The following is a 13,039-nucleotide window of genomic DNA, read 5'->3' on the forward strand; positions in this document are numbered from 1 at the left end:
CGAGCGCGCGAACTCACCGGGCGCAGAGGATACCTTCACCGCCTTGTTTGCGGAGAGTGCCCGCTGCGAGGCTGAAGCTGCCGATCGGCGCGCTGTCGCCGGGACCACACGCGGCCCGCTCGATGGCCGCATTGTCTCGGTCAAGGCACTCTTCGACGTCGCAGGCTCCGTAACGAGCTCGGGGTCCGCTGTGTTACGCGCCTTGCCCCCTGCCGCCGAAGACGCTCTGGTCGTGAAGCGCTTGCGTGCGGCGGGAGCCGTGATCATCGGCAAGACCCAGATGACCGAGTTTGCGTTTTCCGCGCTGGGCACGAATCCGAACGATGGGGTGCCGGGCAACCCCCGGGACCGCCGCCGCGCTCCCGGAGGGTCGTCATCGGGCGCTGTCGTCTCAGTGATCGACGGCATGGCGGAAATCGCCATTGGCAGCGACACGGGAGGGTCGATCCGAATTCCGGCGGCGCTGTCGGGCGCAACCGGCTTCAAGCCGACCAGCGGGTTCGTGCCGACCGCCGGCGCGTTCTCGTTGTCGTCCAGCCTCGATACCATTGGGCCGATTGCCTCGAGCGTGGCGGACTGCTTCGTCGCCGATCAGGTGCTGTCGGGTGGAGACGTGGTGCCGCGGCCGCAGGTTGCCTTTCCATACACCTTTCGTCTCACGGTCGCTCGCGGACGCCTGTTTGACGGCTGCGAGCCGGAAATACTTGGCGCATTCGAGGATGCCATAGAGCGGCTTCGATCAGGTGGTTTGCAGATCGAAGATGGATCGATCGAACCTGCTCTCGATCGCATTGCCGAGGTCGACAGGATCGGCACTTTTCCGTCGATCGAGGTCGGGGCTACGCTGCGCAGTCTCGGGGTATCGAGCCTGGATGGGGTCGATCCGAAAACCCGGGTTCGTATCGAGGCGGGCGCCGGCATCCTCGCCGTCGATTATGTGCGGATGGTGCGGCTCCGGCACGCCGCAATCCAGGCTATTGAACAGTCCTTCGGCAATGATGAGATTTTCATTCTGCCAACGACGCCAATCCGTGCGCCGCTACTGTCGGCGCTGGAGGAGGATGGCGCGTTCCACAAATTCAACGGACTGGTGCTTCGCAATCCCCGCATCGCCAACATGCTCGATTGCCCGTCGATCTCGATGCCGTTGCCGGTCGACGGCCTGCCCGTCGGCCTGATGCTGATCGGCCGCAGGAATGCCGACCGGCGCCTGCTGGAGATCGCTTCCTGCATCGAGGCACTGTTGTGACCGGGATTGCTATCCAGGTGCGAGCACAGACTCGCACCTAATTGACGATGAGTCAGCCAACCATCATGGCCCGGAATTCGGCAACAGCCGCAATTTGGAAGGGATGACGTGGCATGTGCAGCCCCGCGAGGCGAGCGGTCTTCGCTGATCCAGAGCCCTGCGCGGGACATTCGCGACGGCCAGACCGTCATGATGCGCGAGATCGACGTTCCGATCCGGGGCAAGGGCTGCCATTGGGGCGGCTTTCGAACCGTCTACGCGCCTTAGCGCGCCGTGTTCGCGCATCTTGGGTGGGGTGGGAGACGGGCGCCCTTGCAAGGTCGGCGCCGCATGACCAGAATACATCCGGCCGCCGCTTAGTATCTGAACAGAGCCGGGTGTGGGTATGACTGCAGGCGATTTGCAAGTCGCTGACCGCCTCTTCGGAGCGCAGCATCGTCTCGTTTCGAGCAGCGATAAGGACGAAGTCGTCGACGCCTGCGCGCGGGCGCTCCGCCCGCACCGTCTGACCATTGCGGAAAAGCGCGCGAAGCTTTCGACGCATTTGGATCATCTTCCGTTGGGCCCTTTTTCGGTCAGTCGACTGCGCTACGGCTGCGACGTCACGGTCGCGCCCGCGGTCCCGGAGGAGGACAATTTCCTCGTCACTCTCCCCGTCGCCGGCAAGGCGCGCTTCAGTTACGGTTCTGATGCCGCGGAGGTCCGGCCCAAGTGCGGCGCGGTCGCAAGTGCTCATCGCGTTTTCCGCTTCGAGATCAACGGAGCATTCGACCAGATCATCGTGAGGCTCGATCGTCGTCGCGTAGAGGCCGTCTGCGCCAGTCTCGTCGGTTCCGTGAGGCCCCAGGCCGTGCATTTCAAACTGTCGCTCGGAGAAACGCCCGCGTTTTGGACCGGCCTGCTCGAGACCGCGGCGAACCTCGCGCTGCTTGGCGCGACGAAGAACCATCCTCGGCTGTTTGATCAATTCGAAGAGTTGGTGATCGAGTCCCTTCTGCTCAGCCAGGCGAACAATTTCAGCGCCGCGATCCATGCCGAGCCCCGGCAGCCGCCTCCGGCGCGGATACGACGTGCGATGGACTACATGCGGGACCATCTCTCCGAGCCGGTTTGCCTCAGCGAGGTGGCTCGACAGAGCGGCATGAGTCTCCGCGGCCTCCAAGCGGGATTCCAACGCTATGTGGGATCGCCGCCGGGGCGATGGCTGCGGTCGGAGCGACTGGACATGGTTCACGCGGTCCTGTCGAGCGCCGAGCCGGGGACGCTGAACGTCACGGACGTCGCCATGCAGTGTGGATTTGTTCATCTCGGCGAATTCGCGACACAGTACAGGGCGCGCTTCGGCAAGCGCCCCTCCGACGTACTCGCGAAGCGCTGATCCGCGCCCACGCTTCTGTCGACCCCGGGGGCGTCAAGCCCGGACCTCGACGCTCGATATGCACTTTTCCGATGGTCGGCTTCGCCCGGCCGATAGCGCCGGACCTTCTCTTTCATAAGATTGGCTGCGGTCCGGGTTGACACCGTTCCAATGCCATCATGCCGACGGAAGGAGAGAAAAATGCGTTTCGTTCTGGTGCACGGAGCCTGGCACTACGGAGAACTGTGGAATTCCGTCCGGAGCCATCTCGAGCAGGCCGGACATGAGGTGCACACGCCGACCGCGGGTGGACTCGGAGCGAACGACGACAAGCATGTCGATCTCCGCGGTGCTTCCGCCCCGATCATCGAGTACATCAAGAGTCGCGACCTCCGTGACTATGTGCTCGTCGGACATAGTTGGGGCGGCTACCTGATTTCGCGCATCGCGATCGAACTGCCCGAGCGCGTTCGCCGGCTCGTCTATTTCGCCGCCTTTGTCCCTGCTCAAGGCCGCGCACTCGTGGACGAGATCCCGCCGCATCTGCACGACGCCCTCAGGGCCAGCGCCGCGGAACGGAAGGACGGATCCGTAGTTCTGCCGTTTCCGGTATGGCGCGACGCCTTCTTCAACGACGGGACAACGGAACATGCACGGCAGATCTACGACGTCCTGAGGCCGCAGCCGTTCGGCGCGTTCACGGACAAAGCGGACATGAGCGGCTGGGACAAGGTGCCCCCCGCGTTCAGCTACTTGGCGCCGAACGAGGACAACGACATTACACAAGGAGAGTGGGGCCGACATCCACGTCTTTCCAACCGGCTAGGCGTCTTCCGGCTCATTGGCATGGAGGGCAGCCACGAGGTCCTCCTGACGAACCCCGAACTTACGGCAAGGAAGTTCATCGAAGCCGGACGCGATTGACGTTGATGGTTTGCGGAGGACGACGGCCCGGCTTTCTCCGTCGATAGCCAGGGCCTCCGGTCCTGTTATTTCTCGGGTTGAACGATGCGAGGACGCAAGGGAGCGACCCCACCAGGACTATTGTCCACCACGAAGAGACGGCGCGAAATTTGCCGAGCTTCGGTCCCGGGTCATGAAAGAAACCAGGGCGCGGTGCCTCTGGCTGTTGGTCCGAAGTGTCTCCGAGCCAACCACCGATTAACCACCGAAACCTCGTGAACAAACAGCGACAAAGGTAGTCAATCCGGATCGAGCTTTATTGTTTTGTTGATTTTTTAGTCGCTTTGACCTCTCAGAAGGCCGATGCGGCCAAGTGACGTCGCGGCATGGAGCCGGCGATGCGACGGTCGATCGACATTATGATCAAGTCGCGGCCCTAGGACGGTCGCGCGGCGATTGGAGTGGGGAGGGGCTGGGCCTCTCCCCACCGTCGTGGCCATGGTCTAGCCGATCCTTACGATCGTCTTGCCAAAGTTTCGTCCCTGCAGCATGCCGATGAATGCGCTGGGCGCATTTTCGATGCCGTCAGTGATGTCCTCGCGGATCTTGATTTCACCGCTGGCGAGCCGTGCCGACATCTGTGCGATCGCTTCGGGAAATCGCCCGGCATAGTCCGAGATGATGAAGCCACGGATCGTCAGGCGCGACTTGAGCAGGTGCGTCAGCTCGGGTCCGGGATATTTTGTCTTGAGATTGTATTGGGCCATCAGGCCGCAGATTATGACACGCGCGTGTGAGTTGAGCAGTGGCCACACCGCATCGAGGATGGCGCCGCCGACGTTCTCGAAATCGATGTCGACGCCCGTAGGGCACGCTGCGGCGAGCGCCGCGGGAAAGTCTGATGACTTGTAGTCGACGCAGACGTCATAGCCTAGTTCGTCCACCGCATATCTGCACTTCGCTTCGCCGCCCGCGATGCCCACGGTACGCAGGCCGTATCGCTTTGCGAGTTGCCCGACCAGCGCGCCAACCGCGCCGGTCGCCGACGAAACCACGATGGTCTCTCCCGGCTTCGGCGCGCCGAGATCGAACAGGCCGACATAAGCGGTCCAGCCCGGCAGTCCCATCGGGCCAAGCCAGGCCGACGGGCTGTGCGAGCCAGTGATCTTCCGCAGAGGCGGAGACTTCAGGACTGCATATTCCTGCCAGTGCCCGGGCCCCCAAACCAGATCACCGGGAGCAAACGCGGCGTTTTTCGATTCGACGACTTCGCCCACGGTATGGCCGTTCATGACGTCGCCGATCTCGATCGCCTGGATGTAGGATTTGCCGCCGTCCATCTGTCCGCGCATGTAGGGATCCAGTGAAAGAAAGCGGTTTCTGACCAGGACTTCGTCAGCCCCGAGCGCCGGCACGGGAGCTTCAACGATCGCGAAGTCATCGGGGGTCGGCATGCCCTGCGGACGCTGCTTCAGAAGAATGCGGCGATTACTGTTCATCGGATCGGCCTCCTGTTGAAGATATGACCAGTCGTCTTGTAACCGGGCGTGATTGACAAGATCAAGACGACCGGTCATATTTTCACGAACGAACACGACGGCGGACGCGGAAGACGAAAGCGCGCGTCGCCGACAACAGCGAAGTCAATTCATGCCAAACTCGCTCCACGATCCGCTTGCTATCGGTGACCTGCGCTTGTCGCACCGCGTCGTCATGGCCCCGCTCACGCGAATGCGGGCAGGCCCCGGCGGCGTGCCGACCGCGCTCAACCAGACTTACTACGCCCAACGTTCAAGCGTGGGTGGCTTCCTGATTTCCGAGGCGACGCAGATCTCAGCCGTGGGCAAAGGCTTTCCCGACACACCGGGAATCCACGATCGCGCGCAGGTGCGTGCCTGGCGGGACGTCACCGATGCCGTGCATGCCGGCGGCGGCTTCATCTTCCTGCAGCTTTGGCACGTCGGGCGAATATCGCATTCGCTGCATCAGCCGTTTGGCCAAGCGCCGGTCGCGCCGTCGGCGATCAGGCCGGCGGGCAACGCGCTTGGGCCGGACTTCAGGCCGCTTCCGTTCGAGACGCCGCGGGCGCTTCAACTGCATGAGATCTGGGATGTGGTCGATGACTACCGACGCGCGGCCCGCAACGCGGTCGCCGCCGGGTTCGATGGCGTCGAGGTGCACGGCGCCAATGGCTATCTGCTCGATCAGTTCTTGCAGGATCGGACCAATTGTCGAGAGGATGGATATGGCGACAGCGTCGAAAATCGGGCGCGCCTGCTGCTCGAGGTGACGGACGCGGTGATCGGCGTGTGGGGGCGCGAGCGCGTCGGCGTCAGGCTGTCGCCGTTCGGCGCTTATGGCGACATCGCCGACAGCAACCCTGAAGCGATCTTCGGCCATGTCGTCCAGCAACTCAGCCGGCGCGGCATCGGCTATCTCCATCTCATCGAGCCGCGCGCGAGCCTGGTGACGCGGAGCGATGCGCTCGCAGCGGATGCGCCATCGGCATCGGCGCTGTTCAGGCGGCAGTTCGTCGGACCCTGCATCGTGGCCGGCGGATTCTCCGAGACCGCGGCCAATCGGGTCATCGCCGCCGGCGAAGCCGACGCGGTCGCGTTTGGCCGCTTCTTCGTTGCCAATCCGGACCTGCCGCAGCGACTGAAGCTGGGGGCCGCGCTCCAGCCCTATGATCGCAGCACGTTCTACGGCGGCGGTGCCAAGGGATATACGGATTATGCGCCGTTGAGCGGCGAGCTCGTCCATGTCTGAGCTTGCCGGCCGGGTTGCCCTGATCACCGGCGGAGCGCAGGGGCTGGGGGCCGAGTTTGCCCGCGCCATGGCTACCGCCGGTGCGAAAATCGTGGTCGTCGACAAGCGTGAACCGGACGAACTGGTAGCCGAACTCGCCGGCCGCGGGAACGATGCGATCGGCGCGCGGGCCGACGCCACGCGCGAAGCCGACATGAGCGCGGTGGTCGATCTTGCGATCGCGCGGTTCGGCAAGATCGATATCCTGGTCAACAATGCCGGTATCGTCGCCGATCTCGCGATGAAGCCGCTCGACCAGATCAGCGCCGACGAGTGGTCGATGGTGATGACCACGAATGCGGGCAGCGCGTTCGTGTCGACGAGGGCGGTGCTGCCGGTGATGAAGGCGCGCAAGTACGGCAAGATCGTCAACATGGCATCGAGCACGTTTTTCAACGGTGCTGTGAACATGTCGCACTACATCGCGTCGAAAGGTGCGGTCATCGGGTTGACCAGGGCGTCGGCGCGCGAGCTCGGTGATTTCGGCATCCGCGCCAATTGCCTCGCTCCCGGCCTCGTCATGAGCGCTGCCGTGCGCAATCACCCGGTGCTCGGGAGTGAACGGGCCGCGCGACAGATCGAGCAGCGCTGCATCAAGCGAGAGGCAGTGGCATCCGACCTGATCGGCGCGCTCCTGTTCCTCATCGGTCCGGGTAGCGATTTCGTGACCGGCCAGACCGTCGTCGTCGATGGCGGCCTGGTCTTCCACTAGCGTTGCGTCGGAGATGACCGTGAACGGAAACATGATGCATCTGCCGCTCACGATTCCGTCGCTTCTTGCGCTCGCGGCGTCGCGACACGGAAAATCGTGTCGTGCCATGGCGGGGGCCGGCACCGGCACAGCTACGGCGAGGTGTGGGGCCGAGTCAATCGGCTGGCGAAGGCGCTGCTCGAACTGGGTGTTCGCCGTTCGACGACAAGGTTCCGAGCTGGTGGCGTCCGGACGCGGTGATGTTCGCAACCGCGCTGCCGCGCAACGGCAATGGCAAGGTGATCAAGTCGCAACTGCGCGAACGCTTCGCCGCCGAGCCGATCCTTCAGCGTTCGATCGTCGACAGCACAGGAGGAGTGGTTCCGTGAAGACTATCCAGATCAGCAAATATGGGCGACCAGGTGAGGTCATCGACCTGGTCGACGTCGCGCCGCCGGATCGTCCCGGACCGGGGGAGGTGATCATCGCCATGACGCTGGCGCCGATTCATCCCGCCGACCTGCTACTTGCTCGGGGCTTCTACGGCGTACGCCCCAAGCTGCCGGCCGTGCTCGGCGGCGAGGGTGTCGGACGGGTGCTGCAGGCCGGCGACGGCGTTGCGCTGAAGCGCGGCGATCGCGTTCTCGTCCCCAATCGCTATCCGTGCTGGGCCGAGCAGATCAAGATTCCCGCAACCGGGCTGTTTGCCTGTCCGCCTGACGTCCCCGACGACCAGCTTGCGCTGGTTTCGGTCAATCCGCTGACCGCGATGCTGATGCTCGACGAAAGCAGGCTCACGCCCGGGCGATGCTTCATCCAGAACGCGGCCAATTCCGGCGTCGGCCGCGCCGTCATCATGATTGCGCGCGCGAAGGGCCTGCGCAGCGTCAACCTCGTCCGCCGGCAGGAACTGATCCCGAAGCTGAAGTCGATCGGCGCCGACATCGTGCTGCTCGAAGGTCCCAATCTCAAGCAGCGCCTCGCTGCGGAGGCCGGTGCTGTCGCCATCGACGCTGCATTTGATGGCGTCGCCGGCGAATCGACCGCGCAGCTTGTGGCCTGCCTCGCCAAGGGCGGCACGCTGACCAGCTACGCCGGGGTCAGCAACCAGCCGTTTTCGCTATCGCCAACCGAAATGATCTTTCGCGACATCAATCTGCGCGGCTTCTGGCTGGTGGATTGGCTCACGCGCACCGCACCGGAGATCGTCGCCGAGCGATTGCAATCGCTGGTCGAGATGACGCGGCAGGGGACGATCCGCTCGGAGGTCGCCGTCGACTATGCCGTGGAGGATTTCGCCGCCGCCATCGCACACGCGCAAAAGGGCGAGGGCAAGATCCTGCTCAGGTTCGGAACGCGTCACGCGGCCTGAGACAGAAGCAGTGGGGGGAATCATGACGACCGCAGGCAAGATGCTCATCTCGGCGCTCGCACTCGGGCTGCTCTGCTGCACGCCTGTACGTGCGGCGCCGCAATACGATACCGGCGCCTCCGATACCGAGATCAAGATCGGGCAGACCTATCCTTACAGCGGGCCGGCCTCGATGTTCAGCACCGGGGCGAAGGCCGAGCTCGCCTATTTCCGGATGATCAACGAGCGCGGCGGTGTCAACGGACGCCGCATCAACCTGATCTCGCTCGACGATGCCTACAGTCCGCCCAAGACGGTCGAGCAGACCCGAAAACTCGTCGAGCAGGACGAGGTGTTGTTCATCTTCAATTCGCTCGGCACGGCGACCAACGCCGCGACCCAACGCTATCTCAATGCCAAGAAGGTGCCGCAACTCTTCGTCGCGACCGGCGCCAGCAAGATCGGCGATCCGAAGACCTATCCCTGGACCATGGGCTGGCTGCCCAGCTACCGCAGCGAGGCGTTCATCTACGCCCGCTATGTCCTCGCCACCGTGAAAGATGCGAAGATCGGGGTGCTCTATCAGAACGACGATCTCGGCAAGGATTATCTAGCCGGCTTCCGCGCCGGCCTTGGCGAGGCGGCGGACCGGCTGATCGTCAAGCAGGTGCCTTACGAGGTTGCCGAGCCGACCATCGAGTCCGAGCTGACGATCCTGTGGGCTTCCGGCGCGAACGTCCTGCTCAACGTCTCCTCGCCAAAATTCGCGGCGCAGGCTATTCGAAAAGCCGGCGCGTCGGATTGGAAGCCGCTCCACATCCTCACCAATATCTCCAATTCGGTCGCCGGCGTGCTGAAGCCCTCAGGTCTCGACAACGCGACCGGATTGATCTCTGCGCGCTATCAGAAAGATCCCGCAGATCCCGAATGGGCTGACGATGATGGGATGCGTGAATTCCAGCGTTTCATGCGGCAGTATTACCCGGAAAGCGACCCGCAGGACCTGTTCAACGTCTATGGCTACAACGTCGCGCAGGCCATCGTCGAGGTGCTGCGCCGCTGCGGCGATGATCTGACGCGCGCGAACCTGCTGCGGCAGGCAACCAACCTCGACGGATTGCAGCTCGGCATGGTGATCCCCGGCATCAAGGTCACGACCAGTCCCACGGACTACAAGCCGATCGAGGACATGCAGTTGATCCGCTTCAACGGCAAGAGCTGGGAAGGTTTCGGCGACATTCAGAGCGGCGCGAACTGAGCACCGCAATCGATCGAGGGATTCATCGCCATGACCGATCTCATACCGCCGCCAGGCCTCGTCCATCTCTGCTCGGCAGCGGCAAGGCTGGCCGAACGGGTCCCGATCCCTGAGGGGCCGTCGGGAACGCGGGCGATCGTCGAGGTGTTGTCGATGCAATGCACCGGCGAACGGTTTCGGGCGACGCTGAAGGGAGCGACGGCGGCCGACTGGCTGACGATCGCGCCGGGCGGACAATTCGGGACGCCGGATGTCCGCCTCGTGCTCGAAACGGACGACCAGGCGATCGTCTTCGTCCAGTACAACGGACGGATCGACTTCGCCGCGGCGCCCGGAAAATTCCGGCTGGTGGTGGCGCCCCGGTTCGAGACCGGCGATGCCCGATACGCCTGGATCAACCGGATCCAGGCGGTCGGCGTCGGTGTGATGGATCTCGCGACGCGCAGTCTCACGTATGATTTCTACGAGGTCCGCCCCGACTGGCCGCAGGGCTGAGCGGGCCGTCCGCGCCGGCGGTGGGTGCCTGGTCATATCGTACCGGTCGCTACAAGGGGCTGTGCTGCTACATCACGCGAGGGAACGATGAAGCTCTACTATGCGCCGCAGTCGCCATTCGCACGCAAGGTCCGGGTCGCTGCGATCGAACTCGGCCTGTCGGACCGCATCACGCTCGAATATGCGAAGGTGGTGCCGGGGCTCGCCAACAGGACCTATGCCGACGCGGTCAATCCGCTGCGCCAGGTTCCGGCATTGGTTGCCGATGACGGCAAGATCATTCACGGCTCCGCGGTCATCTGCGACTATCTCAATGCGCTCGCGGGTGGGAATCTGCTTCCACCGCCCACCGCCAGCGACCGCTGGCGTGTCCTGACCAACGACGCGCTGGCCCAGGGCATGTGCGACGCCGTCATCGCGGTTCGCTACGAGACCGGTCTTCGTCCGCCGGAGCTCAGGTGGCCGGCATGGGTCGACGATCAATGGGACAAGATCAGGTCCGGGCTTGCGTGGTTCAACGATCACGGCGATCAGCTCGACGGGCCGCTCGACATCAGCCATATCACCCTCGGCTGCTTGCTTGGCTATGTCGAATTCAGGTTCGGGGATCACGGCTGGACCGATTTCCCGGTCGTGACGTCCTGGTACCGGTCACTTTGCCGGCGGAGCTCTTTCGAGCTCACGCGCCCCGCCGATCCTTCGGCGTAACGGCATGGTGGTTTGGTCTCCCGCCGGCATCGTGGGGGATGTTCAAGCCGTGGGGCTCGCTGCGCAAATCAACGCAACGAGCATGTCGGCATTGCTGGCGATGCTCTCTGTCCGCAGATCGCCACGCGACTGGATTGCGACCATGTCGAGCGTTGCGATGACGAGCCTCAGCGCGGTGGCCGGCGACACGCCGGCCTGAAGGTCGCTGTCGGCGCAAGCCAGCTCGATACGATGAAGCAACGCCTGCTCCAGACGCCTTCGCGCGTGGAGGATTTCATCCTTGATGATCATGCCGGCGCTAGACGCCTCGAACCAGGCCGCCAATGCCAGGCATCCCTTGGCGCCGGTGCTCGGGCGGTAGATCGAGAGCAGCCGGCGAAACAGGCTCCGCAGCACCTCACCGAGCGGTGCCGAGCGGCCGAGCTCTTCGGCCAAGGCGATCTCGACGGTGGCGTTGTAGTCTTTCAGACAGGCCAGATACATCGCCTGCTTGTCGCCGAATGCCAGATAGAGGCTTGGTCGCCGCATTCCGGTGACGGCGCTGATGTCGTCGAGCGACGTCGCCTCATAGCCGGCCGACCGAAATTGCGCCGCGATGGCCCGGCGTGCGGCATCCGCGTCGTATCGCCGGGGGCGGCCTCGCTGCCGTCGCGGAGCGGCGTCGATCTCCGGCGCGGGTGAGGTGCGGCGAGCGGTCATGTGGCGCCAGCAGCGCTGTATGGATCGGCGTCCTCCGAGCGTGAGCGAGATGGATATCTGGCGCGCACAAGCTGGCGGGATGTCGCCAGCAGCGTTCCGTCTGGCGCCCAGATCCGCGAATCCTGATCGAAATATCCGTGTGTGCCGATCGTGGTGGAGGCCTCGATCAGCACGTGCTGTCCGCCAATGGCTGCGAGCGTTTCCGCCGTGCAGTGGTAGTGATTGGAAATGCTGACGGTGGCGATCGCCGGCCGCGGCGCGGGACGATAATAGCTGCGGGCAATCGATGCGTCGGTGAGGGCGGCGAGCCGCTCGAAGTCCATCGCGTCGTCGCCGAGCAATCGCGTCCACACACGGCTCGTGCCGTCGCCGTCAGCACCAGGCGCGCCAAGCGCGTGCCGCATGTCGTGGGATGCGACCCACGTCCCGGGAAACAAGCTCCGATCCAGCGCTTGTAGCTCAACGGGTGAGGGCGCACAGGGCATCGTGCGCACCGTGAACGATGGATCATCGCGCGGGCGCGACAGCAGCATCGTGGCTTCAGCGACCGGCGTGCCGTCGGCCAGATGCAAGCGGGCGCGGTGGCATTCCGAGGCCGCCGCCGTGCGCAGCGCACTGACCGCGATGATCACGCTTGCGCCGGAAGGCGCGGCCGCAAGGAATTCGGCGTTGAGCGTCTTGGGGACCATGCCGGCCTCAGCAGCGCCGCGTAACGCTCGCGTTGCGACTGCCAGTATCCAGCCACCAAAGGCGCCGCCTCCAGTCAGGAAGGCCTCGTGCACATCCGCTTGCAGCCGGCCGCCCGGCGCGCGCCTCAGCCGCGTAGCCTCCTCAAAAACCGAGTCCATCGCGCATCCTCATCCGCTCGCCTTGCCTCTTCACGCTATAACCAAGTCGGGGCTTTACAATACGACCGATCGTGCTATTATTCGGTCATGAAGAAGGGCCCGTCAACCCGGCAGATGATCGTGGACACCGCGCTGAACCAATCGGTGAGGTTGGGTCTGGAGGGCGTGTCGCTCGGCAATCTCGCCGAGGATGTCGGCCTGTCGAAATCGGGGCTGTTCGCTCACTTCAAATCGAAGGAGGCGTTGCAGCTCGCCGTGCTGGAAGAAGCGGTCGGTCGCTACATGCGGCTCGTCGTCGAGCCCGCGTTGAAAAAGCCTGCGGGACTGCCGAGGGTGCGGGCGCTGTTCGAAAACTATCTGGATTGGATCGCAGGCGAGCACGAGGCGGGCGGCTGCCCGTTCGTGACCTTCGTCCAGGAGTTCGATGATCGGCCGGGTGCGATCCGCGACATACTGGCGAAATCACAGCGCCAGTGGCGCGTCGGGCTCGCGTCCGCTATCGCGATCGCCATGGAAAAGAGGGAGATCGCGCGGCGCGCCGATCCGGAGCAGGTTGCGTTCGAGCTGATCGGCGCCGCGCTCGCCTTCCAGACTTCACTTCGGCTGCTTGGCGAGCGCGGCTGCCGCGTGCGCGCGCTCGCGGCCTTCGATCGCATCACGGGCTAGCGAGAA

15 protein-coding genes are annotated in these 13,039 nt (G+C 64.1%); 12 read left to right on the top strand and 3 right to left on the bottom strand.

Features of this window, described 5'->3' with window-relative positions:
• From FNJ47_RS21050 to FNJ47_RS21065, 4 genes are all read left to right on the top strand, one after another.
• The coding region (locus FNJ47_RS21050) for an amidase family protein (RefSeq protein WP_163156458.1) at positions 1 to 1,249 on the top strand (1,249 nt) is incomplete at its 5' end.
• 108 nt (positions 1,250 to 1,357) lie between these two features.
• Entirely contained in the window at positions 1,358 to 1,516 is a 159-nt protein-coding gene (locus FNJ47_RS21055) for a hypothetical protein (protein WP_163156456.1), read from the top strand.
• 118 nt (positions 1,517 to 1,634) lie between these two features.
• Positions 1,635 to 2,627 (top strand): AraC-like ligand-binding domain-containing protein, encoded by a 993-nt coding sequence (locus tag FNJ47_RS21060; protein ID WP_163156460.1) that lies wholly within the window; start codon positions 1,635 to 1,637, stop codon positions 2,625 to 2,627.
• A gap of 180 nt (positions 2,628 to 2,807) precedes the next feature.
• Positions 2,808 to 3,530 (top strand): alpha/beta fold hydrolase, encoded by a 723-nt coding sequence (locus FNJ47_RS21065; RefSeq protein WP_163156462.1) that lies wholly within the window; start codon positions 2,808 to 2,810, stop codon positions 3,528 to 3,530.
• A gap of 482 nt (positions 3,531 to 4,012) precedes the next feature.
• Here the strand turns inward: FNJ47_RS21065 and FNJ47_RS21070 are convergent, their stop codons facing one another.
• Entirely contained in the window at positions 4,013 to 5,008 is a 996-nt protein-coding gene (locus tag FNJ47_RS21070) for an NADP-dependent oxidoreductase (protein ID WP_163156464.1), read from the bottom strand.
• A 151-nt stretch (positions 5,009 to 5,159) separates the two neighbouring features.
• Between FNJ47_RS21070 and FNJ47_RS21075 the strand changes: the two genes are divergently transcribed.
• The 7 genes from FNJ47_RS21075 (at position 5,160) to FNJ47_RS21100 (ending at position 10,820) form a co-directional block, all read left to right on the top strand.
• On the top strand, positions 5,160 to 6,278 hold the full coding sequence (locus tag FNJ47_RS21075) for an alkene reductase (protein ID WP_163156466.1): 1,119 nt from the start codon (positions 5,160 to 5,162) through the stop codon (positions 6,276 to 6,278).
• On the top strand, positions 6,271 to 7,029 hold the full coding sequence (locus FNJ47_RS21080; protein ID WP_163156468.1) for an SDR family NAD(P)-dependent oxidoreductase: 759 nt from the start codon (positions 6,271 to 6,273) through the stop codon (positions 7,027 to 7,029). The genes FNJ47_RS21075 and FNJ47_RS21080 overlap by 8 nt, the downstream gene beginning before the upstream one ends.
• A gap of 239 nt (positions 7,030 to 7,268) precedes the next feature.
• Entirely contained in the window at positions 7,269 to 7,397 is a 129-nt protein-coding gene (locus FNJ47_RS53270) for a hypothetical protein (protein ID WP_283811274.1), read from the top strand.
• Positions 7,394 to 8,380, top strand: a complete 987-nt coding sequence (locus FNJ47_RS21085; RefSeq protein WP_163156470.1) for a zinc-binding dehydrogenase — start codon at positions 7,394 to 7,396, stop codon at positions 8,378 to 8,380. Before FNJ47_RS53270 ends, FNJ47_RS21085 begins: the two co-directional genes overlap by 4 nt.
• 19 nt (positions 8,381 to 8,399) lie before the next feature.
• Positions 8,400 to 9,617 (top strand): ABC transporter substrate-binding protein, encoded by a 1,218-nt coding sequence (locus tag FNJ47_RS21090; protein ID WP_430649401.1) that lies wholly within the window; start codon positions 8,400 to 8,402, stop codon positions 9,615 to 9,617.
• A gap of 30 nt (positions 9,618 to 9,647) precedes the next feature.
• Positions 9,648 to 10,112, top strand: coding sequence for a DUF3237 domain-containing protein (locus FNJ47_RS21095; RefSeq protein ID WP_163156474.1), 465 nt, complete (start codon positions 9,648 to 9,650; stop codon positions 10,110 to 10,112).
• Positions 10,113 to 10,199: 87 nt separating this feature from the next.
• Positions 10,200 to 10,820, top strand: a complete 621-nt coding sequence (locus tag FNJ47_RS21100) for a glutathione S-transferase family protein (protein WP_163156476.1) — start codon at positions 10,200 to 10,202, stop codon at positions 10,818 to 10,820.
• 42 nt (positions 10,821 to 10,862) lie between these two features.
• Here the strand turns inward: FNJ47_RS21100 and FNJ47_RS21105 are convergent, their stop codons facing one another.
• Complete coding sequence (locus tag FNJ47_RS21105) at positions 10,863 to 11,519, bottom strand: TetR/AcrR family transcriptional regulator (RefSeq protein ID WP_163156477.1); 657 nt, start codon at positions 11,517 to 11,519, stop codon at positions 10,863 to 10,865.
• Positions 11,516 to 12,367 carry an acyl-CoA thioesterase gene (locus FNJ47_RS21110; protein WP_236000025.1) on the bottom strand — a complete coding sequence of 284 codons (852 nt, stop codon included), beginning with the start codon at positions 12,365 to 12,367 and terminating at the stop codon, positions 11,516 to 11,518. Before FNJ47_RS21110 ends, FNJ47_RS21105 begins: the two co-directional genes overlap by 4 nt.
• On the opposite strand from FNJ47_RS21110, the gene FNJ47_RS21115 reads away from it, so the two are divergent.
• Positions 12,296 to 13,033 carry a TetR family transcriptional regulator C-terminal domain-containing protein gene (locus FNJ47_RS21115; protein WP_206685338.1) on the top strand — a complete coding sequence of 246 codons (738 nt, stop codon included), beginning with the start codon at positions 12,296 to 12,298 and terminating at the stop codon, positions 13,031 to 13,033. The two genes, FNJ47_RS21110 and FNJ47_RS21115, sit on opposite strands and share 72 nt — an antisense overlap.
• The last annotated feature ends 6 nt before the right edge of the window (positions 13,034 to 13,039 follow it).

This window comes from Bradyrhizobium uaiense, from assembly GCF_010811875.1.
Lineage (GTDB): Bacteria > Pseudomonadota > Alphaproteobacteria > Rhizobiales > Xanthobacteraceae > Bradyrhizobium > Bradyrhizobium uaiense.